At 72.9% G+C, this 4,939-nt stretch carries 2 protein-coding genes; one reads left to right on the top strand and one right to left on the bottom strand.

Annotated elements, in window-relative coordinates; genetic code table 11:
• Positions 1–4,018: type VII secretion protein EccCa (gene eccCa, locus ABZ281_RS37815; RefSeq protein ID WP_356662559.1), on the bottom strand; the 4,018-nt coding region annotated here is incomplete at its 3' end.
• Between the two features lie 470 nt (positions 4,019–4,488).
• On the opposite strand from eccCa, the gene ABZ281_RS37820 reads away from it, so the two are divergent.
• Positions 4,489–4,939, top strand: a 451-nt coding sequence (locus tag ABZ281_RS37820) for an EsaB/YukD family protein (protein ID WP_356662560.1), incomplete at its 3' end; no start/stop codon positions are given.

A 4,939-nucleotide genomic window follows, 5' to 3' on the forward strand; every position in this document is an offset into this window, starting at 1 on the left:
GGCCGGGGGGCAGGTTCAACGGCTTGGCGTCGCCGAAGAGGCGGCCCTCCGTGGGCGGGCAGGACAGCAGGACCGCCGGGTTGTTGGCCTCGTCGAGGCGGCGCAGCAGACCGTCGCTGAGGCCCCGGCCGGCGCCCATGGCGCTGCGCGCGACGACCAGGTGCAGGCCCATTTCGAAGCCGAGGGTCAGATGCTCGAACAGCGGCTCGAAGGGGCTCTGGAAGGAGTTGCCGGAGACCATGTCGTAGTCGTCGACCAGCACGAACAGGCGCGGGCCGGTCCACCAGTCGCACTGGCGCATGCGGGCGGGGGCGATGTCCGCGCCCGGGACGCGGGTCTTCAGGGCGCGGGCCGCCCCGTCGATGGTCTCCTTGAGGTTGTCCAGGGAGATCACGTGCCCGATGCGGTACTCCTGCGGGACGGCGTCGACCAGGGTGCGGCGGTAGTCCACGACGATGATCTTCGCCTCGTGCGGGGTGTAGCGGGCGGTGATGCCCTCGGTGACGCGGCGCAGCAGGTTGGTCTTGCCGCTCTCGGTGTCGCCGACGACGATCAGGTGCGGAGTGCGGCTGAAGTCGTGCCAGACCGGTTCCAGGGCGTCCTGGTCGATGCCGAGCGGGAGGCGCATGCCGCCGCCCTCGGTGGCCTCGGGCGCGGGCAGTTCGGCCAGCGGCAGCCGGTGCGGCAGCATCCGCACCTGCGGGGCGGCCGGTCCCGACCAGTGCCGGGAGACCTCGGAGACCAGGTGGGACACGCCCTCGCCGAGGTCGTCGAGGGAGCCGCTGCCGTCCAGGCGGGGCAGACCCGCGAGGAAGTGCATCCCGCTGTCGGCGGTGATGCCGCGACCGCCGCTGCGCGGCACGGACCGCGCCTTGCGGGTGTCGATCTCGGAGTCCATCGGGTCACCCATCCGCAACTCCAGCCGTGTGGCGGCCTGGTCGCGGACCTGGGCGGACAACTCCACCCAGCGCGTGGTCGTAATGATCAGGTGGATGCCGTAGTTGAGGCCGCGGGCGGCGAGTTCGTTGAACTTCGGGATCAGGTCGTCGTAGTCCTGGCGGACCGTGGACCAGCCGTCGACCACCATGAACACGTCGCCGAACGGCTCGTCGGAGAACTCCCCGGCAGCCCGGCGGCGACGGTAGGACTGCATGGAATCGAGGGTGTGGTCCACGAAGAACTGCTCACGGCGGGCGAGCAGCGTCATCACCTCGGCCACCGCCCGGTGCACCCGCTCCGGGTTGAGCCGCGCCGCGACCCCGCCGACGTGGGGCAGGGCGGCGAGCTGGGAGAGGCCACCACCGCCGAAGTCCAGGCAGTAGAACTGGATCTCGGCCGGGGTGTGGGTGAGAGCGAGGGCGGCGATCAGGGTGCGGGCGAGGGTCGACTTGCCGCTCTGCGAGCCACCCGCGATGGCCACGTGCCCGCCGGCCCCGGCCAGATCCACGACCAGCGGGTCGCGGCGCTGCTCGAAGGGCTTGTCCACCAGGCCCACCGGCACCCGCAGCCGTCCGGTCCCCGGCCAGCCCGCCGCGGTGAGGCCGCGCTCGGGGTCGGGGGCGATGCCCGGCAGCAGGGCGTCCAGCGGGGACGGCTCGTCCAGCGGCGGCAGCCACACCTGGTGGGCGGGCGGACCGGAGTCGCGCAGCCGGCCCAGGGCCACGTCGAGAAGGGTCTCCTCGTCGCCGCTCTCCTCGGTCTCCGGCTCCGGCTCGGTGGCCGGGTCCAGCGTGCGTGGCACCACCCAGCCGCTGGTCCACGGCACCACCTGGCTGGCCACCCGGGCCTGCACCACCGCGCCGGTGCGCCGCCGGTACGTCCCGGAGGAGTAGGCGGCGCGGAACCGGGTCAGGGCCTCCACCCCGGACTTCAGATAGCCGCTGCCGGGCTGGGCCGGCAACTGGTAGGCGTCCGGCACCCCGAGCACACCGCGGCTCTCCATGGCGGAGAAGGTCCGCAGGCCGATCCGGTACGACAGGTGGCTCTCCAACTGGTGCATACGGCCCTCGTCCAGGCGCTGCGAGGCCAGCAGCAGATGCACCCCGAGGGACCGGCCGAGGCGGCCGATCATCACGAACAGCTCCATGAACTCGCGGTGCGCGGAGAGCAGTTCGCTGAACTCGTCGACCACCACGAACAGGCTGGGCAGCGGCGCCAGGTCCGCCCCGGCCGCGCGGGCCCGCTCGTACTCCAGGGCCGAGGTGTGGTTGCCGGCGGCCCGCAACAGCTCCTGGCGGCGGATGAGTTCGCCGTGCAGGGCGTCCTGCATACGCTCCACCAGGGCGACCTCGTCGGCCAGGTTGGTGATGACGGCGGAGGTGTGCGGGAGTTCCTCCAGACCGAGGAAGGTGGCGCCGCCCTTGAAGTCGACCAGCACGAAGTTCAGGGTCTCGGAGGAGTTCGTCAGGGCGAGGCCGAGGACCAGGGTGCGCAGCAGCTCGCTCTTGCCGGAGCCGGTGGCGCCGATGAGCATGCCGTGTGGGCCCATGCCGCCCTGCGCGGACTCCTTGATGTCGAGCTCCACCGGGCGGCCGTCCACGCCGACGGCGATCGGCACCCGAAGCCGGCCGGATCCGGTGTGCCGCTCGAAGAGGGTGCGCGGGTCGTGCCGGTGCAGGTCGGGTATGCCGAGCAGGGTGGTCAGCTCGACGTCGGTGTCCAGCGGCTGCGCGATGTCGGTGCCCAGGCTGATACGGCGGGAAGCCAGCAGCCGGGCCAGGGACTCCGCGCCGAGCGGGCCCAGCCGGTCCGGCCGGCCGAGCGGCACCGAGCGCTCCTTGCGGCTGCGGTCGGTGCGCACCAGGCTCACCTGGTCCGCCCCCACGGTCATCCGCAGGGTGTTGCGGCCGGGCCGCCAGCGCAGCGCTTCGGAGACGTCGAGGGCCAGGGCGTTGCGGTAGCCGTGCCCCTCCCAGCGGTGGCCCTCGGGCACGGTGACGCCGTCCAGGACGACGATCGTGTACGGCTCGTCGCGGCCGGGGCGGGCGTCCGGGTCGAAGCCGGGCCGCTCGGCGAACTCGGCGCCGAGCAGGTCGTCCAGCTCGGTGAGGTCGCCGGTGATGCGGCGGACCTGCCCGGCGCCGTCCTCCTCGTGGGGATGCAGGGCGTGCGGCAGCCACTTCACCCACTCCCAGTCCTGCCGCCGCTCGTCGCTCACGCACAGCGCGATCCACAGTTCCTCGGGGGCGTGGAACACCGCGAGCTGGCCGAGGAGGGCCCGCACCAGGGCCCGTACCGCGTCGGCGTCACCCACGGCAGCACCGGCCGCCGCACCCGGGCCCGAGCCCGCGACCGCAGCACCCGGGCCCGCGCCCATGGCCGCACCGGCCGTCGCGCCCCGGGCCGAGCCCACGGCCGCACCCGTGGTCACGTCCGGCGCGTAGGAGCCCTCGCCGGACGTCTCCTCGGGACGCAGCAGGACCCGGGCCGAGGAGCGCAGATACAGGCCGAGGGGCTGCTCGGGAATGGTGGAGTAGGCCCGGATGAAGCGCCGCAGGGCGTGCGCGCACAGCGGTTCCAGGTCCTCGACCGGCCGGGTGGAGACCGGCTCCAGGGTGAGGGCGAGCTGCTGCTCGCCGACCGCGAGCCGGGCCTCGCCGAAGTCCTCGTCGGCCGGGCGGCGTTCCCACAGCCGGGAGGTGCGCGCCAGCGAGCGCAGGGAGGCGGGCTCCGGATGGCGCCAGGCGAGCGCGCGCTGCTGCTCGGCGATGGTGGCCCGGACCCGCTTGCGGGTCTGCGCCAAGTACCGCAGATAGTCGCGGCGTTCGCCCTTGAGGCGCTGCTTGCGCTCGCTGGAGCGGCGCATCAGCTGCCCCAGCAGCATCGCACCGGCGGAGAGCGCCATCACGCCCATCGCCAGATACATGAAGACGCCGTTCCCACCGCCCGGGCGCAGGAACATCAGCATCATCGAGACCGACATCAGCGCCATCGGCAGATAGGTCCACACGGCCGAGGTGTCCGGGACCGTCTCGGCGAGGACCGGCGGCTCCTGGAGGGTCAATTGCCCCTCGGGCATCTCCGGTCCGCGTCTGCGGGCCGGCCGGCGAAAGAGCACCACACTCAAGGAACGAAACCTCCGGTTTCACTGACTTTCCGGCCCGCGCCGAATACCGGTCCACCCGGGGAGCGGGAAACACCGGACCGCGCCGATTCTCCGGGCCCTCCGCGGCACGGTGAACGCGGTGACACGGTGAACGGCGGATGAATGTTTCCAACGGATTGCGCGGGACGGCCGCCTCCCGACACGGCCCGCTCCGAACCGGACGAGGAGTCCGGACCGCAGCACGATCCACCGGGCGCAGGCAGTAGTCTGCATTCACGGAACGCGCCCTGTCCACGCGGGAGGTGACAGCGCGGGGAGGCAATTCCCGTTTCCGGCCCCCCGGTTCACCGACGCGTCCGGCTTTCCGTACCCTTCGCACGTTCGCCTTGCCGGGGGGGCAATCCTCCGGTCGAAGCCCCCCACGGAAGACGAGAGTTCAGCTGATGACCGACAGTGCGGTGGCCGAACTGTGCCGCCTGACCGTACGTGCGCCGAGCGTCTCCGTCGATCTGGCCGTGCCCGCCGACGTGCCGGTCGCCGACCTCCTGCCCACCCTGCTGCGCTACGTCGGCGAGGAGGCCGAGGAAGCCGGTCTCGACCACGCCGGCTGGGTGCTCCAGCGGCTCGGTGACGTCCCTCTCGACGAGGAGACCACCCTGGGGCGCGCCGGGCTCGCCGACGGCGCGGTGCTCTACCTGCGCCCGCACACGGAGGCGCTGCCCGAGGCCCGGCTCGACGACCTGGTCGACGGGATAGCCGACACCGCCGGCCGGAAGCTGCACGACTGGCACCCCGGAGCGGCCCGCGGCTTCCTCGTCGGTGCCGTGGTGGCGACCGTCCTGGCCGCCCTCGCCCTGGTGCTGTCGCCCGGCGTGACCGGCTCCACCTCCTCCC

This window comes from Streptomyces sp. NPDC006265, assembly GCF_040613555.1.
Lineage (GTDB): Bacteria > Actinomycetota > Actinomycetes > Streptomycetales > Streptomycetaceae > Streptomyces.